We start from the raw sequence: 15,768 nt of genomic DNA, 5'->3' as shown, positions 1-15,768 counted from the left end.
AAAGCGAGGCGCTGGTTGGCTGCCTCGTTCGCCCGCCTTGTTCTGCCCTTGCCGGGATCGGCGAAGGTTTCGGCGCGACGCCTGGCCCTTGTGAAGTGTGGGCACCGGTAAAGTGCGTATGCGAGGATTTGAATCCCGGCAGCTTGCTGTCGTGGCCTGCTGACATTTTACAGCATATCGGTTTGTAGGCTTTCAGTTTGGGCTTGTCGTGACGCAGGGCGGAAACCGCAACCGGTTTCTGGCCGCTGTTTTTTTGCATCCTGGCGATTGATCGCAACCGCCCTGCGGTCGACACTGGATGTCCGCAAACAGGAACCCGATCATGCCGAAGCTGCTCTACGCATCCACCTCTCCCTACAGCTCCAAGGTAAGGATGGCCGCGGCCTATGCCGGGGTCGCCATCGATCTTGTGCCGATCAAGACCGAGGACAGACCGGCCGAACTGATCAACGCCAATCCGCTCGGCAAGATTCCTGTGCTGGTGCTCGACGATGGCCGCGCGATCTACGACAGCCGCGCCATCACCCATCACCTCAACCGGATTTCGAAGGGAGCGTTGTTGCCGCGCAATCCCGACAAGCGGCTGGAAGCGGAAGTCCTGGAGGCGCTGGCTGACGGTATTTGCGATTGCGCGCTGTCGATGGTCTACGAACGCCGCACCCGCCCCGAAGAGATGGTCTATCAGCCTTGGCTCGACCGCCAGTGGGCCAAGATCACGTCCGCACTCGATCTGCTCAATGCCAATCCGCCAAAACTGCCGAAGAAAATCACCGCCGGCCAGATGGCGCTGCGCGCCACCCTTGGCTATCTGTCGCTGCGTTTTGGCGGGCAATGGGAAAAGGGCCGGGGCCGATTGACCCGCTGGGCCGCGCGCTTCGACGAGAAATTCCCGGAGCTGAAGTCGGCGGTGCCGGCCTGAGAGACCGCACAAAAAAGCAGAGACCGCACAAAAAAGCCGGGCGCGAGGCCCGGCTTTTCGTGTCGTGGCTTGAACGACTTAGAACTTCATACCGACGCCGAAGGTGACGCGGTTGTCGGTGGCCTTGACCTTGCCGATACCGTCGAAGCTCTTCGAGCCGAAGTCGGTGTAGCGATATTCGACGCGGCCGAACACGTTGTCGGTCAGCTTGATGTCGGTGCCGACGCCGGCAGTCCAGCCGAGCATGGTCGCCGAGTCGCTGACGCCAAGGGCGGAGTCTTCTACCTTCTGGTGTTTGCCGGCGAGACCGCCGGTGCCATAGAGCAGGATTTCCGGGGTCACGGCGTAGCCGAGACGGGCACGCAGCGAGCCTTCGAAACCACCCTTGGAGTGGATGCCGTTGTCGTCACCCTTGACGCCGTTGTAGCCGAGTTCGGCTTCACCGCCGTACACGAAGTTCTCCTGCTGCCACTGATAGCCGCCGAAGACGCTACCGACAAAACCCTTGGTATCGGTCGAAACGCCGAAATCCTTTTCCTTGGTCTTGCCGCTGAAGCCGTAGCCGAGGTTGATACCGGCATAGGGACCGGCCCACGAGGCGACGGGCAGTTCGGCAACCGGAGCGGGTGCCGGCGGCTCTTCCGAAACGACGTCCGCAGCATAAGCGGTACCACCGAGGGCGAAGAGCCCGAGCGCAACAGCCAGCGGCCGTGCGAATTTGAGATTGGCTTGCATTGTTCTTTACTCCTTAAGCCACAGGACACAGGCTTGTTTCTCACGATCGCCATCAACCCGTCCGGGGGGTGAAACGGATCTGGCGTTCGTCGGTTCCAAATGTCGTGTCAAAATGCGGCTGAACCGAACCTGAACTTGGGTCATTCCCCGGCACGAATGAGGCAGAACCTTGACGTTGCATCTTCGCAACAGCGAAATGTCAGCAGCGAGTTCATGCTGCGCCGCACACCGCTTGGTGCAAGGAGTCCAGCGTCCTATATTGCGGTCCGGCGGTTCCGCGTCCAAGAGGGCTCAGCCTGCCGGACTGGGCACTTCGCCACAATGCTGCCCCAGGTGCGAACGCCGTTTAACGCCTGCGGGGCCATATTTCGCCGGCGTCGCGTTTTCGGGCCGAAATTGAGGATTGACAACAGATGAGCACAGCCGCTGCCGTGGCGCTGGTGACCGGTGGAGCGAAACGGATCGGCAAGGCGATCGTCGAGGACCTGGCCAGCCATGGTTTCGCGATCGCCATCCATTCCAATCGCTCGCACGACGAGGCGGATGCATTGGCCGCGGGGATCAACCGGTCGGGCGGACGGGCCGCCGTGGTAGCGGCTGACCTGACCGACATGGATGCCGTTGGCCACCTCGTCGGCCAGGCGCAGGCAGCGCTCGGCCCAATCTCGCTGCTGGTCAACAACGCATCGCTTTTCGTCGATGATTCCTTCGAGGATTTCGACTGGCAGGCCTGGGATCGCCACTTTGCCATTCACGTGAAGACGCCGGCGCTGCTGGCGCAGAATTTCGCCCGCTCCTTGCCGCAAGGGCGTGAGGGGCTGATCGTCAACATCATCGACCAGCGTGTCTGGCGGCCGACGCCGCGCTATTTTTCCTATGCGCTGTCCAAATCGGCGTTGTGGACCCAGACGCAGATGCTGGCGCAGGCGCTCGGGCCGCGCATTCGCGTCAACGCGATCGGGCCGGGTCCGACGCTGAAGAACGCGCGCCAGGACGATGCCGACTTTGATGCGCAGGTCGCCGGCCTGATCCTGAAACGCGGCCCGGAATTGCCGGAATTCGGCGCCACCATCCGCTATCTCTGGGAGGCGCGCTCGATCACCGGCCAGATGATCGCCCTCGATGGCGGCCAGCATCTTGCATGGCAGACGCCCGATGTGACAGGCATGACGGAATGAGTCCTTTGGATCACAAGAACAAGGCGCGCGGCGGCGCCGACGATCTTCCTCCCGAAATCGACCTCGAGGATGAGGCGATCGAGGAGATCGTCGAGCCCGCCGGCCCGGATGTCGCCTTCACGGCCATCGACTGGACGCCGCATGCCGGCGACGCCGAAGGCATGGTCGGCGCCGAGGTGATCCAGACACTGGTCAAGCGGCTGCCCAATGCGCCCGGCGTCTACCGGATGATGAACGCCGCCGGCGACGTGCTCTATGTCGGCAAGGCGCGCAGCCTGAAGAAGCGTGTCACAAACTACGCGCAAGGCAGATTCCACACCAATCGCATCGGCCGCATGGTGCGCGAGACGTCGACCATGGAGTTCGTCGTCACCCGCACCGAGATCGAGGCGCTGCTGCTCGAAGCCAATCTCATCAAGCGTTTGCGGCCGCGATTCAATGTGCTGATGCGGGACGACAAGTCGTTCCCCTATATTCTTCTGACCGGCGACCACGTCTCGCCCGGCATCTACAAGCACCGCGGCGCGCGCTCGCGCAAGGGCGACTATTTCGGCCCGTTTGCCTCGGCCGGCGCCGTCGGCCGCACCATCAATTCGCTGCAGCGCGCTTTCCTGCTCAGAAGCTGCACCAATTCCTTCTACGAGAACCGCACGCGGCCCTGCCTGCTCTATCAGATCAAGCGCTGCGCCGGTCCGTGCACCGGCGAAATCTCGCATCAGGGTTATGCCGAGCTGGTCGCCGAAGCGAAGGATTTTCTGTCCGGCCGCAGCCAGAAGGTGAAGACCGAGATTTCGGCCGCCATGCAGCAGGCTTCGCAAGACCTCGATTTCGAGCGCGCCGCCATCTATCGCGACCGGCTGGCGGCCTTGTCGCATGTGCAGAGCCATCAGGGCATCAACCCGGCGACCGTCGACGAGGCCGATGTCTTCGCCATCCATCAGGAAGGCGGCCAGGTCTGCATCCAGGTGTTCTTCTTCCGAACCGGCCAGAACTGGGGCAACCGCGCCTATTTCCCGAAGGCCGATCCGGCGCTGGAAGGATCGGAAGTGCTGGGCTCGTTCCTGGCGCAATTCTATGACGACAAACCGACGCCGCGCGCCATCCTCTTGTCGCAGACCGTCGAGGACCAGGAACTGCTGGCCGAGGCGCTCTCGACCCGTGCCGGCCGCAAGGTGGCGATCTCGGTGCCGCAGCGCGGCGAGAAAAAGGACCTGACGGACAACGCCTTGCAAAATGCGCGTGAGGCGCTTGGCCGCCGGCTGGCCGAAACCTCGACGCAAGCCCGGCTGCTTGCCGGTTTCGCCGAGACCTTCGGCCTGGCCAAGCCGCCGGTGCGCATCGAAGTCTACGACAACTCGCACATCATGGGCACCAACGCGGTCGGCGCCATGGTCGTCGCGGGGCCGGAAGGCTTTGTGAAGAACCAGTACCGGAAATTCAACATCCGCTCGACGGAGATCACGCCGGGCGACGATTTCGGCATGATGCGCGAAGTAATGGAGCGGCGCTTTTCGCGATTGCTCAGGGAACATGGCAATGCTGCCCCCGACGACACGGCCCAGGGGAATCCAGGTGAGGACATCGAGGAAGACATCTCCGGGAGCTTCCCTGCCTGGCCCGATGTCATCCTCATCGATGGTGGCCAGGGCCAGATGACGGCGGTGCGCAAGATCCTTTCCGATCTCGGCATCGAGGACCGCGTCGTCGCCATCGGTATCGCCAAGGGCCAGGACCGCGATGCCGGCCGCGAGCGCTTCTTCGTCAAGGGCAGGGACTCGTTCTCGCTCCCCGTGCGCGACCCCGTGCTCTATTTCGTCCAACGCCTGCGCGACGAGGTCCACCGCTTCGCCATCGGTTCGCATCGGGCGCGCCGCAAGAAGGAACTGGTCAAGAGCCCGCTCGACGAGATCGCCGGAATCGGTCCCGGCCGCAAACGGGCGCTGCTTCTGGCGTTCGGAACCGCCAAGGCGGTGAGCCGCGCCGCGGTCGAGGATCTGGTCAAGGTCGACGGTATTTCCGAGCAAGTGGCAAAACTGGTCTACAATCATTTCCATGAGAGCTGACGGTCAGGGTGCTATTTTCGTCTGGCCAATCGAATCTCGGCTGTTGACCCCCTACATCCGCTTCTGATTTGAGTACGCAGGCAGAAAGAGTCCACCAGACATGGCCCAGCGCGCGTTTAACCTGCCCAACATGCTCACCTACGCCCGCATTGTCGCGGTGCCGCTGGTGGTGCTGTGCTTTTTTCTCGAAGGGCACCTGAAATCGAGCGATTTCGCGCGTTGGTCGGCGCTGATCATCTTCCTGCTGGCCTCGATCACCGATTATCTCGACGGCTACCTGGCGCGGGCCTGGCAGCAGACGTCCAACATCGGCAAGATGCTCGATCCGATAGCCGACAAACTTCTGGTCGCAACCTGTCTCTTGCTGCTGGCCGCCGATACCGACCGCCATGCCGGCATAGCCGGGTGGTCGCTGTGGGCGGCGATCATCATCCTGTGCCGCGAGATCCTGGTTTCGGGTCTGCGTGAATACCTGGCGGCGCTGAAAGTGTCGGTCCCGGTGACGCAGCTTGCCAAATGGAAGACCGCTATCCAGATGGTGGCCATCGCCTTCCTGCTGGCAGGCCCTGCCGGTGACAAGATCTTCCCGCTGACCACGCAGACCGGCCTCGTGCTCTTGTGGATCGCCGCCCTCGTGACGCTCTATACCGGCTACGACTATTTCCGCGCCGGCCTCAAGCACATCATGGACGAATGAGATGACGACCCGTCTCATCTATTTCGCCTGGGTGCGCGAACGGATCGGCATGCCCGAGGAAAACGTGGAATTGCCCGCCGGCATCGAGACGGTCGCCGACCTCTTGCGCTGGCTGCAATCGCGCGGCGAAGGCTACCAGCACGCGTTGCAGTATCCCGACGTGATCCGCGTTGCCATCAACCAGGAACATGTCGACCATCGCGAGAAGATATCGGGCGCGCGCGAGATCGCGCTGTTTCCGCCGATGACCGGGGGCTGACACTCATGTCGGCCATCCCTGTGCCGACCGTGCGCATCCAGCGCCAGGATTTCGACGTCGCAGCCGAGATCGCCGGGCTGACGCAAGGCCGCGCCGACATCGGCGCGGTGGTCACCTTCTCCGGCCTGTGCCGCGACGAGCAGGGTGCGCTCTCGGCACTCGAGCTTGAGCATTATCCCGGCATGGCTGAAGCCGAGATCGGCCGCATCGCAACCGAAGCCGCCGAGCGCTGGCCGCTGCAAGGTCTCACCGTCATCCACCGTCACGGCAAGATCGCGCCGGGGGACAACATCGTGCTGGTGGTCGCCGCTTCCGCGCACCGCCAGGCGGCGTTCGAGGCGGCGAACTTCCTCATGGACTACCTCAAGTCCCGCGCGCCTTTCTGGAAGAAGGAACATCGCACCGACGGCTCCGAGGGCGGCTGGGTCGAAGCCAAGGAAACCGACGCCCAGGCGGCTCGACGCTGGAAATCACCCTCCGAATAAATCCCTGTCGCAGCCATGCATTGACCGCAATCCTTTGGCCAATTGCGTGAGGTTGATCAGCCTGGGTTTGGCAGTCCGGGGCAAGGGAGATGGTCATGCTGGACAGGCTCGCGGAGTTCTTCGTCTTCGGTTTCGTGCCTCTGGTCGTCGGTATCCTGGCGGTGCCGGAGCTCTCCGTGGCCGCCGAAAAGACGGTGAGCGGCGAGGTGATCTATCGCGAGCGCATCGCCTTGCCGCCCAGCGCCATGCTTTCCGTCCAGCTTGCCGATGTCTCGCTCGCCGACGCGCCGGCCAAGATCATCGGCGAGCAAACCGTCAAGCCGGCCGGCCAGGTGCCGATCAGCTTCGAGATCAAATTCGACCCTTCGCTCATCCAGCCGAGGATGACCTATGCCTTGCAGGCTCGGATCGTCGTCGATGGCAGACTGATGTTCATCTCCGACATGCGCCATCAGGTCGATCCGCTGACCGACGCGCCCCAGACCGTCATGCTGAAGATGGTGGCACCGAACGCCGAGCCGGCGGCTTCTGTCTTTGATCAGGTCTGGCTGGTCGACTATGTCGACGGCGTTGGCACCATCGCCGCGCCGCAAGCGACCTTCAGGGTCAGCGAGGCCGGCAAGGCCGGCGGCAGCGGCCCCTGCAACACCTATTTCGCCACCGCCAAGGTCGATGGCCAGACGATCGCGATCAGCGACATAGGCTCGACCTACAAGGCTTGCGCGCCGGAGGTCATGGCCGAGGAAAAAGCGCTATTCGAGGCGCTGGCCAAGGCGGCTTCATTCAATGTCGATGCCGGCAGGCTTTTCATCTCGGACAAGGACGGCCGCGAAATCCTGCGCTTCAGCGCCGCGAGCTGATTGCACTCAAGAAAAAGGCCGGCGAAACGCCGGCCTTTTCGCATGGAGCGTTGCGGTGTCGGCTCAGCCGACGATCTCGGTGTCCGAGAACCAGTACTTGATCTCCTGCGCGGCGGTCTCCGGCGCGTCCGAGCCGTGCACCGAGTTCTCGCCGATCGACAGCGCATGCACCTTGCGGATGGTGCCTTCGGCCGCGTTGGCCGGGTTGGTGGCGCCCATGACTTCGCGGTTCCTGGCGATGGCGTTCTCGCCTTCCAGCACCTGGACGATTGTCGGCGCCGACGACATGAACTCAACCAGCTCGCCGAAGAACGGACGGTCCTTGTGGACGGCGTAGAAGCCTTCCGCCTCGCGGCGGCTCATCCACACCCGGCGCGAGGCGATGACGCGCAGGCCGGCTTCTTCCAGCATCCTGGTGATGGCGCCGGTGAGGTTGCGCCGCGTAGCGTCCGGCTTGATCATGGAGAAGGTGCGTTCGAGCGCCATGGGTGGTCCTTGTCTGGATTTGAATTGAGAGTGGCGGGCTCTATACAAGCCGCCCGGCTGATTGCCAAGGGGTGAGGAGCGGTCCTGTCGTAAGCAGACGAGTTGTCCGGATTGGGTAGCAGATGAGTTGTCCGGTTTATCAGCAGCCCGAATGGGGCTGGGGAGCGATAGCGAGCGTCGAACGGCCGGCGCTTCCGTGGCTGGTCGCTGAAGGCAGGCAGGATCAGACGGCTGTAAAGCAACGGATTGCTTGCTATAGTTGCCTGGTCGGCGCCGCGCTGAAGTCGGCCCGCATGGAGACAACATGACCATGACAGACGATCGTCAGGAGCGCATTCGCAACCGCGCACATCAGATCTGGCAGGAAGAAGGGCAACCGGCCGGACACCACGAACGCCATTGGCACCAGGCGGCGGCCGACGTCGATCGGGAGGACGCCGGTAGCCCGTCGACAGGCAAGAAACCAGCCAAGAAGGCGACTGCCGTCGGCAAGGCAAAAGCCGCCCCCAAGGAAGAAAAGGCCGCCGCGAAAGCCAGCAAGCCGAAAGCCAGCAAGCCAAAGAAGGCGGCCAAGTAGCGACAGCTACCCGCCGCTGATTTTCGCAACAGGTCGAGGGGCGCTCAGGCTGCCTGACGGGCAGGGCCTGCGTTTGCGGCCGTCACGCCGCGGCGGAAACCTTTCGTGCCAGTCCGCCATGCAGGTCGAGGCAGCGGGCGAACCATTGCGCCGCCACGTCGCTGTCGTCGAGCAATTTGTAAGGCATGGCGATGCGTGCCCATTGCAGTGCGCCGAAAACGATATAGTCGGCAAACAGCGGCGAGGCGCCGCCGATGAACGGCTGGTAGCTCAGCATGGAGCGGAGCGGCTCCAGCGCCGCCCGGAAGGTAGCCAGGCCGGCATCGCGTGCGGCGACGACGTCCTCCAGCCGCTTGCCGAGGCGCTGCTCCCGGCTCTTGCGGAAATACGAGGCGTTCTCTTCGTCTTGCATGGCGTGGAGGTCAACCACCGCCGCGGCGGTGACATAAGGGTGGATGGTCAATTGCGACCAGCGCTCGATGAAGCGCGCCATCGCCTTGCCGCCTTCGCCGCCAAACAGCGTCGGGCGATCCGGATAGGCCTCTTCGAGATAAAGCGCGATGGCGAAGGAATCGGCGACGACCTTGTCGCCGTCGCGGATCACCGGAACGGTTTTCGAGATGCCGCCCTCAACGGCCGGCACGTCGAGAAAACGCGTCGGCCCGGTCGAGATATCGAGCCCCTTGTGGGCCAGCGCCATTGTTGCCTTCCAGCAATGCGGACTGAACGGACGCGCCTCGTCACGGCCAACGAGATCATAAAGCAGAATGGTCATTGGCACGGGTTCCTTTGCGGTCTGGAGCAATTCCAGGAAAAGTGCTAGCGGTTTTCCCGGGAAAAGCGCGTAGCGCTTTCCCTTGGGAATTGCGTCAAAACAAACAGTTAGAGCAATTCACCGTTTCACGGAAACGGTGAATTGCTCTAGGTATCGCTCCCGGCACCCGAAACAGGCGCGGCGGGAGAAAAGATGAAACAGCACTTCATGATGTTTGCGGCCTACAATCAATGGGCCAATGGCCGCATCTACGATGCCGCCGACGATCTCAACGACGAGGAATTCAATCGCGACGTCGGTGCCTTCTTCGGCTCGCTGATGGGCACGCTCAACCACCTGCTCGCCGCCGATCGCATCTGGATGAAGCGCTTCACCGGCGAAGGCGGCGCGCCGACGACATTGGACGCTATATTGTACCGGGCCTTGCCTGTCCTGAGGACAGCGCGCGAGGCCGAGGACCGGCGGATTATCGACTGGCTCGGAGGCTTGAGCGACAAGGCGCTGTCGGGTCGTTTCACCTACATGACCGTATCGGACATGCGCACCGTCTCGCAGCGCCTGGCGCCCGCGCTGGCCCATGTCTTCAACCACCAGACGCACCACCGAGGCCAGGCGCATATGATCCTGACGGTTCTCGGCCGCCCGTCCGTGCCGCTCGACCTGGCGCATTTCCAGCGCACCGAGGAAGGCCGGGCCTTCGCCTGATCCGGATGGTTGCGTCTACAGTCGAGGGCGAGCGGTTCGCGCGGACTATCGCCGCTTTTTCAGCCAGCCGCCGAAGCCACGCCGGTGACTTCGTCGTCCAATTGGCTCTGTGTCAGAGCCGCTTCCGCCATCACCCATTGCTTGAACCGCAGCACCTTGCGCGCCGCAAGGCTCTTGTGGGGCGAGACGAAATACCAGCCGGCCGTGTTCGGATGGTGGACGGCGAACGGAGCGACCAGCCTTTCGGCGCGGATATCGCTGGCCATATAGGCGCGGTTGGCCACGGCAAAACCCATGCCGGCATTGGCGGCCTCGTAGGACATCATGCACGAGTCGAAATAGATGCTCTTGGTTTCGCTGAGCACGAAGCTGGCGCCGGCGAAACCAAGCCAGGATTGCCAGTTCTGGGTGCAGGTGTCGGAATGCAGCAGCGTGAAGTGCTTGAGGTCGTCCGGTGTCACTTTTGACACCGGCTTGCCGCGCAGAACCTCATGGAACAATCTGCGGCTGCACACCGGCGTCAGGTCTTCGCGAAACAACAGATCGCAGGGCAGCCCGTTGAAATGGCCGTCGCCATAGCGGATTTCGAGATCGAACTCGGAAGTGGTGAACTCATGCGTCGCGTACGAGGTCGAAACCCGCATCACGATATCGGGATGTTGCCGCTGGAACAGCGGCAGGCGCGGAAACAGCCAGCGCGCGGCAAAGGTCGGCAGCACGGATATCTTCAGCACATGTTCCTGCGATTGCCCCGTCGCTTCCATGCTGGCGGCGACGATCCGCTCCAGCGCCTCGCGAACGCGCGAGACATAGGTCTCGCCCTCCGGCGTCAGCGACACCGCATTGCCTCCGCGCTGGAAGATCTTGAAACGCAGCTGATCCTCCAGGCTCTTGACGCGCTGGCTGACCGCCGAGGCGGTGATGAACTGCTCCTCGCCGGCACGCGTGAAATTCCCGTGCCTCGCGGCACTCTCCACGATCTTCAGCGAATTGAGGTTGACCTGACTGAGCAGACGCACGGGCTTCGACCTTAAGCTGGGCTTACGGTAGCACTAGCATTCCTAATTTTACAGGGGGGACTGATTTAATCGACTGTTAACCAAGTGTTTGCCCCCACTTGGAGAAGTACTATGAACGCACATACCATACCCGAACTGCGCTATGCGATGAGCCGCGAGGCCATTATCGGCCACGAAACCGCCTGGAAAGTGTCGAGTTTCGGCGTTGCGCAGTATCTGCATGGCTATGACCCGGCACTGCTTGCCGCGATCGAGGAGGCCGCCCTGAAGCTCAAGGCCAGCCATGCCGTGCACAAGCACCTCGATCTGACCTTCATCACCGGCGCCGACCGTTTCATCCCCGAAATCAAAGAGTTGCTGCACGACAAGTTACGTCTGGAGCGGCTGTCCGACATGATGGGCACGAAGTTGGAGCCCTATCCGCTGTCGATCGTCGGGTCGACCGTTACCTTCATGAATCCCCGGGACGGCGCCGTCGAATGGCATTGCGACGGCGTTCCGGTCACCGAGCTCATTCCGCTGTCGATCAGCGATCCGCTGGTCGGCGGCCATCTCGAAATCTATTGCGACGATTCCGAGACCGGCCGCGCCATTCTGGAATCCGGCCGCGAGATTCCGCGCAACCGCATCATGCGCATCGATCACAAGATGAAATACGCGACGCTCGGCCAGTTCCTGGGCGTGCTGCACCGCACGGCGCCGATCCAGTTCGGCGAGCGCGTCACGCTGGTGCTCAACCAGCGCTCGGTGGCCAAGCCCTATGTCGATGACAACAGGATGTTCTATCTTGCCGCCGACAACGACCACGACCGCGAATGGGTCAACGAACTGGCGGAAGATGTCTGGACCAATCAGCTGCCGGCCTATCGCCGGTTCGAGGCGGAACATCCCTCACCGGCCCCTGCCGAAGCCCCGGTTCCGGGCGGAGCCAGGGAAACCTGGTAACGACCCATGATCCCCAAAAGTGGCAACAGGCTTTCGGACAGGATCATGGTCAAATGTGGAGACAGGGATCCATGCCGGTTCTCGCGGCATGGATCGGGACCGATATCCGCGCTGGTCTTTGCCGCCGGCGCGGTGGCTTTGTGGTCGACCAACGCCCTGGTCGGCAAATCCCTGTTGGCGAACCATCCGGTGTCGCAGGTGCAGTTTCTGCAATTTGCGGGCGCCGCAATGGTCTTCGCCCTGATCCGGTTCATGAGCGGCGAGGGGGTCTCTCCGGCCGCGGCCAGCGCCAGGCTCGCACCGCTGGCGGTCGGTTTCATCGGTCTGGTCGGCACCATGGTGCTGCAATATATCGCGTTTGCCTCGATGCCGGTGATCGAAGCCAATCTCGTGGCCTACACCTGGCCCTTGATGGTTGCGGCCGCGGTGATCGCCTTCGAAAATCCGCGGCGTCCGGCGCTGCTGGGCTTTGCCGCGACCCTCGGGTTCGTCGGCGTCGCGCTGGTGATTTCGGGAGGGCGTGACCACACCTGGTTGCAGGGCGATATCGTAGGTTATTTGGCCGCATTCGGCTCCGCGCTGTGCATGGCTTTCTATTCGGTGATGGTGGGACGGCTCGCCACGTCGCCGGATCGCCTGTTGCTGCCCTCGTCGCTGGTTGGCGTCGCCTTGACGCTTGTATGGTCGGCTCGCGAAGGCGTTGCCTGGCCCACCGGGGTGGATCTGGCCCTCGGGCTTTATCTCGGCGCCGGCCCGATGGGGCTGGGTTATTACTTCTGGTCACGCGCCTTGAAGCTCGGAGGCAGCGGCAAGGTGGCGGTCGTTGCCTATCTCACGCCGATCGCTTCGACGCTGCTGCTGACGTTGTCGGGCGAACGGCTGACGATGGTCGCCGTTGCCGGAGCCGTCCTTGTCATCGGCAGTTGCGTCGCGGTCGGCCTGGAACGTGCGGAGACGGAAAACCATGTTTGACGATGATGAACGGCTGGCCATGCAGGAAGCGCATTGGCTCATCGAGGAGTTTGGCGCCGAGGCGCCACTTTACGCCGCGATGAAGGCCGAAAAGGCGATTGAACAGAAGGATTTCGGGCGTTGTGCCCACTGGAAGCGTATTCTTGAGATATTGGCCGACAGCCGCCCAACCAAGTCTGCCGCCTCCAAGTATTAGATTTTCTAATTTGCGCGACGTCGATTTCCCATAAAAGTAGTTGATGCCAAGTCTTGATTCGTTTTGGGACTTGGCTGTCCGTTGGGGGACGCGGTTAAAGAGATACATCGACAAAAGTCTTCACTGGGGTAGACGACTTTGTCGCAAATAAGGTGAAAGAATTGTCAAATATCGAGGATAAGACCGTTATCGAGCTGACCGCCGATATTGTCTCGGCCTATGTGGGCAACAATCCGCTTCCGGCTTCGGGCCTGCCTGACCTGATTGCCAGCGTCAGTGCTTCGGTTCGCAAGCTGGCTGGCGCGGCTGTCGTTGAAAGCCCGAGTCTGGTTCCGGCCGTCAATCCGAAAAAGTCGGTATTTCCCGACTACATCATCTGCCTGGAGGACGGAAAGAAGTTCAAGTCGCTCAAGCGGCACCTCAGGACAGACTACGGTTTGAGCCCTGATGACTATCGGGCCAAATGGGGCTTGCCGCCGGACTATCCGATGGTCGCGCCGAATTACTCGGCGACCCGCTCGGCGCTGGCGAAATCGACGGGACTTGGTCGCAAGCCGGCCGCCGCGCCGGCAGTCGTGGCCAAGGCGACAAAGCGGGGCAAGGCCACTGCCTGAGGTCTTGTTGGCCGATATGGCAAGCCACTGATCGGCTGCTCTGGCGGCGCATTGTGTGCGCCGTTCCCAGGCCTTGTGCGGCCAACTGGCCCGCAAGGTCTTGCGAAGCGTTGATGTCCAGTGCAAAAGCGCGGCCATGCTTATCATCAATGACCTTTCACTCCGCATGGCGGGGCGCTTGCTCCTCGACCACGCCTCGCTCACCTTGCCGGCCGGCACCAAGGCGGGTCTTGTCGGCCGCAACGGCACCGGCAAGACGACGCTGTTCAAGGCCATAACAGGCGATTTCCCCTCCGAGACAGGCTCGATCAGCCTACCGAAGAACACGCGCATTGGCCAGGTGGCGCAGGAAGCGCCAGGAACCGAGGACCCGCTGATCGAGATCGTGCTCAAGGCCGATCTCGAACGCACGGCGCTGCTCGAAGAGGAAAAGACGGCAACCGATCCGCACCGCATCGCCGACATCCACATGCGGCTGGCCGACATCGACGCGCATTCGGCCGAATCCCGCGCCGCCACCATCCTGGCCGGCCTCGGCTTCGACGACGCCGCGCAGCGCCGTCCGGCCTCGTCCTTCTCCGGCGGCTGGCGCATGCGCGTGGCGTTGGCCGCGGTGCTGTTTTCCGAGCCGGACCTTCTGCTGCTCGACGAGCCGACCAACTATCTCGACCTCGAAGGCACGCTTTGGCTTGAGAACTACGTTTCGAAGTATCCGCACACGGTTCTGCTGATCTCGCACGACCGCGACCTGCTCAACCGCGCCGTCAACTCGATCGTCCATCTCGACCAGAAGAAGCTGACCTTCTGGCGCGGCGGCTACGACCAGTTCGAGCGCCAATACACCGAGCAGAAGGAACTGCAGGAAAAGGGTAGGGTCAAGCAGGAAGCCGCCCGCAAGCACATGGAATCCTTCGTCGAACGCTTCCGCGCCAAGGCCTCCAAGGCAAGACAGGCGCAGTCGCGCATCAAGGCGCTGGAAAAGATGAAGCCGATCGCCGCGATCGTGAATGACTCGGTGCGTCCGTTCTCGTTCCCGGAACCGGTGAAGACGGTGGCTTCGCCGATCATCGCGCTGAACAACGTCAATGTCGGCTATACCGAGGGCCAGCCGATCCTTAAGAAGATGACGCTGCGCATCGACGCCGACGACCGCATCGCGCTGCTCGGCGCCAACGGCAACGGCAAGTCGACCTTCGCCAAACTGCTGTCGGGTCGTCTGAAGCAGGAAACCGGCACCATGACGGTGGCGCCCGGGCTGAAGGTGGCGATCTTCGCCCAGCACCAACTCGACGACCTGCGTCCCGAGGAAAATGCCTATGAGCATGTCCGCCGGCTTATGCCCGAGGCGCCGGAAGCCAAGGTGCGCGGCCGCGTCGCCCAGTTCGGTCTCACGACCGAGAAGATGAACACGCCCGCCAAGGACCTGTCCGGTGGCGAGAAGGCGCGGCTTCTGATGGGGCTGTCGGCCTTCGAGGGGCCAAACCTGTTCATCCTCGACGAGCCGACCAACCATCTCGATATCGACAGCCGTGAATCCCTGATCCATGCGCTGAACGAGTTTCCCGGCGCCGTCATCCTGATCTCGCACGACCGCCATCTCCTGGAGGCAACGGCCGACCGGCTGTGGCTGGTCAAGGACGGCGCGGTCAATCCTTATGATGGCGACCTCGAGGATTATAAGACACTGGTCACCGGCGTCTCCGGCGACCGCCGCGAGCGGCGCGAGGCGGAAAAAGCCTCAAAGGCCGACCGCCGCCGCGAGGCCGCTCAGCGCCGCGCCGCCTTCGAGCCGCTGGCCAAGGAAATCCGCGCCACCGAGGCGCTGATGGACCGTATCCGCAAGCGCATCGACGGCATCGAGGACGAACTGTCCAATCCGGCGGTCTATGAGAAGGATCCGTCGACGGCGACCAGGCTCGCCAAGGAACGCTCGCAGCTTGCCCAGACGCTGGCCGGCCATGAGGACAAGTGGCTGGCGATGTCGGCCGAGTACGAGGAAGGCACGGCGGAATAAGACGAGCGCTTCTTCCTTCTCCCCTTGTGGGAGAACGTGGCCGAGCGAAGCTCGGACGGATGAGGGGTGTTCCAGCTTGGCAATATCGCTTGTCCAGCCGTGGCCGTGTAGCTGATTATCAACGCCTCACTCCGCTGGAGCACCCCTCAATCGTCTCGGCGCTGCGCGCCGATCCACCTTCTCCCACAAGGGTGTTTGGACCGGAGACATCGCGAACAGGTGTGCGAGGACATCGCGAACAGTTTTGCGCCTTTTGCGCGAGGGGGTTC

General features: G+C 62.6%; 18 protein-coding genes. 14 read left to right on the top strand and 4 right to left on the bottom strand.

Features of this window, described 5'->3' with window-relative positions; genetic code table 11:
• Positions 1 to 322 precede the first annotated feature (322 nt).
• Positions 323 to 919 (top strand): glutathione S-transferase, encoded by a 597-nt coding sequence (locus FJ948_RS29410; RefSeq protein WP_140710707.1) that lies wholly within the window; start codon positions 323 to 325, stop codon positions 917 to 919.
• A 78-nt stretch (positions 920 to 997) separates the two neighbouring features.
• Here FJ948_RS29410 and FJ948_RS29405 read toward each other — a convergent pair whose 3' ends face one another.
• Entirely contained in the window at positions 998 to 1,654 is a 657-nt protein-coding gene (locus tag FJ948_RS29405; protein ID WP_140710705.1) for an outer membrane protein, read from the bottom strand.
• Positions 1,655 to 2,067: 413 nt separating this feature from the next.
• Between FJ948_RS29405 and FJ948_RS29400 the strand changes: the two genes are divergently transcribed.
• The 6 genes from FJ948_RS29400 to FJ948_RS29375 all read left to right on the top strand — a co-directional run bounded on the left by FJ948_RS29400 (position 2,068) and on the right by FJ948_RS29375 (position 7,196).
• A complete protein-coding gene (locus tag FJ948_RS29400) occupies positions 2,068 to 2,832 on the top strand; it encodes an SDR family oxidoreductase (protein ID WP_140710703.1) in 765 nt (254 codons plus the stop codon).
• A complete protein-coding gene (gene uvrC, locus FJ948_RS29395) occupies positions 2,829 to 4,895 on the top strand; it encodes an excinuclease ABC subunit UvrC (RefSeq protein WP_140710701.1) in 2,067 nt (688 codons plus the stop codon). Before FJ948_RS29400 ends, uvrC begins: the two co-directional genes overlap by 4 nt.
• Positions 4,896 to 4,995: 100 nt before the next feature.
• Complete coding sequence (pgsA, locus tag FJ948_RS29390) at positions 4,996 to 5,592, top strand: CDP-diacylglycerol--glycerol-3-phosphate 3-phosphatidyltransferase (RefSeq protein WP_140710699.1); 597 nt, start codon at positions 4,996 to 4,998, stop codon at positions 5,590 to 5,592.
• 1 nt (position 5,593) lies between these two features.
• The gene (gene moaD / locus FJ948_RS29385; RefSeq protein ID WP_140710698.1) at positions 5,594 to 5,851 is read left to right on the top strand and encodes a molybdopterin converting factor subunit 1; all 258 of its coding nucleotides are present in this window, start codon (positions 5,594 to 5,596) and stop codon (positions 5,849 to 5,851) included.
• Between the two features lie 5 nt (positions 5,852 to 5,856).
• Positions 5,857 to 6,336: a molybdenum cofactor biosynthesis protein MoaE gene (locus tag FJ948_RS29380; RefSeq protein ID WP_140710696.1), complete on the top strand. Its 480-nt coding sequence runs from the start codon at positions 5,857 to 5,859 to the stop codon at positions 6,334 to 6,336.
• Between the two features lie 95 nt (positions 6,337 to 6,431).
• Positions 6,432 to 7,196 carry a YbaY family lipoprotein gene (locus tag FJ948_RS29375; RefSeq protein ID WP_140710695.1) on the top strand — a complete coding sequence of 255 codons (765 nt, stop codon included), beginning with the start codon at positions 6,432 to 6,434 and terminating at the stop codon, positions 7,194 to 7,196.
• Positions 7,197 to 7,259: 63 nt separating this feature from the next.
• On the opposite strand, the gene ndk is transcribed toward FJ948_RS29375, so the two are convergent.
• A complete protein-coding gene (gene ndk, locus FJ948_RS29370; RefSeq protein ID WP_023701900.1) occupies positions 7,260 to 7,682 on the bottom strand; it encodes a nucleoside-diphosphate kinase in 423 nt (140 codons plus the stop codon).
• Between the two features lie 304 nt (positions 7,683 to 7,986).
• On the opposite strand from ndk, the gene FJ948_RS29365 reads away from it, so the two are divergent.
• Positions 7,987 to 8,259, top strand: coding sequence for a DUF2934 domain-containing protein (locus FJ948_RS29365; RefSeq protein WP_140710693.1), 273 nt, complete (start codon positions 7,987 to 7,989; stop codon positions 8,257 to 8,259).
• An 82-nt stretch (positions 8,260 to 8,341) separates the two neighbouring features.
• Here FJ948_RS29365 and FJ948_RS29360 read toward each other — a convergent pair whose 3' ends face one another.
• Positions 8,342 to 9,034, bottom strand: a complete 693-nt coding sequence (locus FJ948_RS29360) for a glutathione S-transferase family protein (protein WP_140710691.1) — start codon at positions 9,032 to 9,034, stop codon at positions 8,342 to 8,344.
• Positions 9,035 to 9,226: 192 nt separating this feature from the next.
• On the opposite strand from FJ948_RS29360, the gene FJ948_RS29355 reads away from it, so the two are divergent.
• Complete coding sequence (locus tag FJ948_RS29355) at positions 9,227 to 9,739, top strand: DinB family protein (protein ID WP_140710689.1); 513 nt, start codon at positions 9,227 to 9,229, stop codon at positions 9,737 to 9,739.
• A 59-nt stretch (positions 9,740 to 9,798) separates the two neighbouring features.
• Here FJ948_RS29355 and FJ948_RS29350 read toward each other — a convergent pair whose 3' ends face one another.
• Positions 9,799 to 10,758, bottom strand: coding sequence for a LysR substrate-binding domain-containing protein (locus FJ948_RS29350; RefSeq protein ID WP_140710687.1), 960 nt, complete (start codon positions 10,756 to 10,758; stop codon positions 9,799 to 9,801).
• A gap of 111 nt (positions 10,759 to 10,869) precedes the next feature.
• On the opposite strand from FJ948_RS29350, the gene FJ948_RS30425 reads away from it, so the two are divergent.
• The 5 genes from FJ948_RS30425 (at position 10,870) to FJ948_RS29320 (ending at position 15,499) form a co-directional block, all read left to right on the top strand.
• On the top strand, positions 10,870 to 11,703 hold the full coding sequence (locus FJ948_RS30425) for a hypothetical protein (RefSeq protein ID WP_181173875.1): 834 nt from the start codon (positions 10,870 to 10,872) through the stop codon (positions 11,701 to 11,703).
• 45 nt (positions 11,704 to 11,748) lie between these two features.
• The gene (locus FJ948_RS29335) at positions 11,749 to 12,675 is read left to right on the top strand and encodes a DMT family transporter (RefSeq protein WP_140710741.1); all 927 of its coding nucleotides are present in this window, start codon (positions 11,749 to 11,751) and stop codon (positions 12,673 to 12,675) included.
• Positions 12,668 to 12,871, top strand: coding sequence for a hypothetical protein (locus FJ948_RS29330; RefSeq protein ID WP_140710685.1), 204 nt, complete (start codon positions 12,668 to 12,670; stop codon positions 12,869 to 12,871). The genes FJ948_RS29335 and FJ948_RS29330 overlap by 8 nt, the downstream gene beginning before the upstream one ends.
• A 161-nt stretch (positions 12,872 to 13,032) precedes the next feature.
• Positions 13,033 to 13,485, top strand: a complete 453-nt coding sequence (locus FJ948_RS29325) for a MucR family transcriptional regulator (protein ID WP_084636740.1) — start codon at positions 13,033 to 13,035, stop codon at positions 13,483 to 13,485.
• 136 nt (positions 13,486 to 13,621) lie between these two features.
• Positions 13,622 to 15,499, top strand: coding sequence for an ABC-F family ATP-binding cassette domain-containing protein (locus tag FJ948_RS29320; protein WP_140710683.1), 1,878 nt, complete (start codon positions 13,622 to 13,624; stop codon positions 15,497 to 15,499).
• Positions 15,500 to 15,768: the final 269 nt, after the last annotated feature.

The organism is Mesorhizobium sp. B2-3-12, from assembly GCF_006442205.1.
In the GTDB taxonomy this organism is placed as follows: domain Bacteria; phylum Pseudomonadota; class Alphaproteobacteria; order Rhizobiales; family Rhizobiaceae; genus Mesorhizobium.
This window is presented reverse-complemented; position numbering and strand designations above follow the sequence as displayed.

Coding starts and splice junctions, on each gene's coding strand:
- FJ948_RS29405 (WP_140710705.1), bottom strand. CDS start 1,654: ATGCAAGCCAATCTCAAATTCGCACGGCCGCTGGCTGTTGCGCTCGGG.
- FJ948_RS29375 (WP_140710695.1), top strand. CDS start 6,432: ATGCTGGACAGGCTCGCGGAGTTCTTCGTCTTCGGTTTCGTGCCTCTG.
- FJ948_RS29320 (WP_140710683.1), top strand. CDS start 13,622: ATGCTTATCATCAATGACCTTTCACTCCGCATGGCGGGGCGCTTGCTC.
- FJ948_RS29410 (WP_140710707.1), top strand. CDS start 323: ATGCCGAAGCTGCTCTACGCATCCACCTCTCCCTACAGCTCCAAGGTA.
- FJ948_RS29335 (WP_140710741.1), top strand. CDS start 11,749: ATGGTCAAATGTGGAGACAGGGATCCATGCCGGTTCTCGCGGCATGGA.
- ndk (WP_023701900.1), bottom strand. CDS start 7,682: ATGGCGCTCGAACGCACCTTCTCCATGATCAAGCCGGACGCTACGCGG.
- FJ948_RS29360 (WP_140710691.1), bottom strand. CDS start 9,034: ATGACCATTCTGCTTTATGATCTCGTTGGCCGTGACGAGGCGCGTCCG.
- pgsA (WP_140710699.1), top strand. CDS start 4,996: ATGGCCCAGCGCGCGTTTAACCTGCCCAACATGCTCACCTACGCCCGC.
- FJ948_RS30425 (WP_181173875.1), top strand. CDS start 10,870: ATGAACGCACATACCATACCCGAACTGCGCTATGCGATGAGCCGCGAG.
- FJ948_RS29330 (WP_140710685.1), top strand. CDS start 12,668: ATGTTTGACGATGATGAACGGCTGGCCATGCAGGAAGCGCATTGGCTC.
- uvrC (WP_140710701.1), top strand. CDS start 2,829: ATGAGTCCTTTGGATCACAAGAACAAGGCGCGCGGCGGCGCCGACGAT.
- FJ948_RS29400 (WP_140710703.1), top strand. CDS start 2,068: ATGAGCACAGCCGCTGCCGTGGCGCTGGTGACCGGTGGAGCGAAACGG.
- FJ948_RS29355 (WP_140710689.1), top strand. CDS start 9,227: ATGAAACAGCACTTCATGATGTTTGCGGCCTACAATCAATGGGCCAAT.
- FJ948_RS29365 (WP_140710693.1), top strand. CDS start 7,987: ATGACCATGACAGACGATCGTCAGGAGCGCATTCGCAACCGCGCACAT.
- moaD (WP_140710698.1), top strand. CDS start 5,594: ATGACGACCCGTCTCATCTATTTCGCCTGGGTGCGCGAACGGATCGGC.
- FJ948_RS29380 (WP_140710696.1), top strand. CDS start 5,857: ATGTCGGCCATCCCTGTGCCGACCGTGCGCATCCAGCGCCAGGATTTC.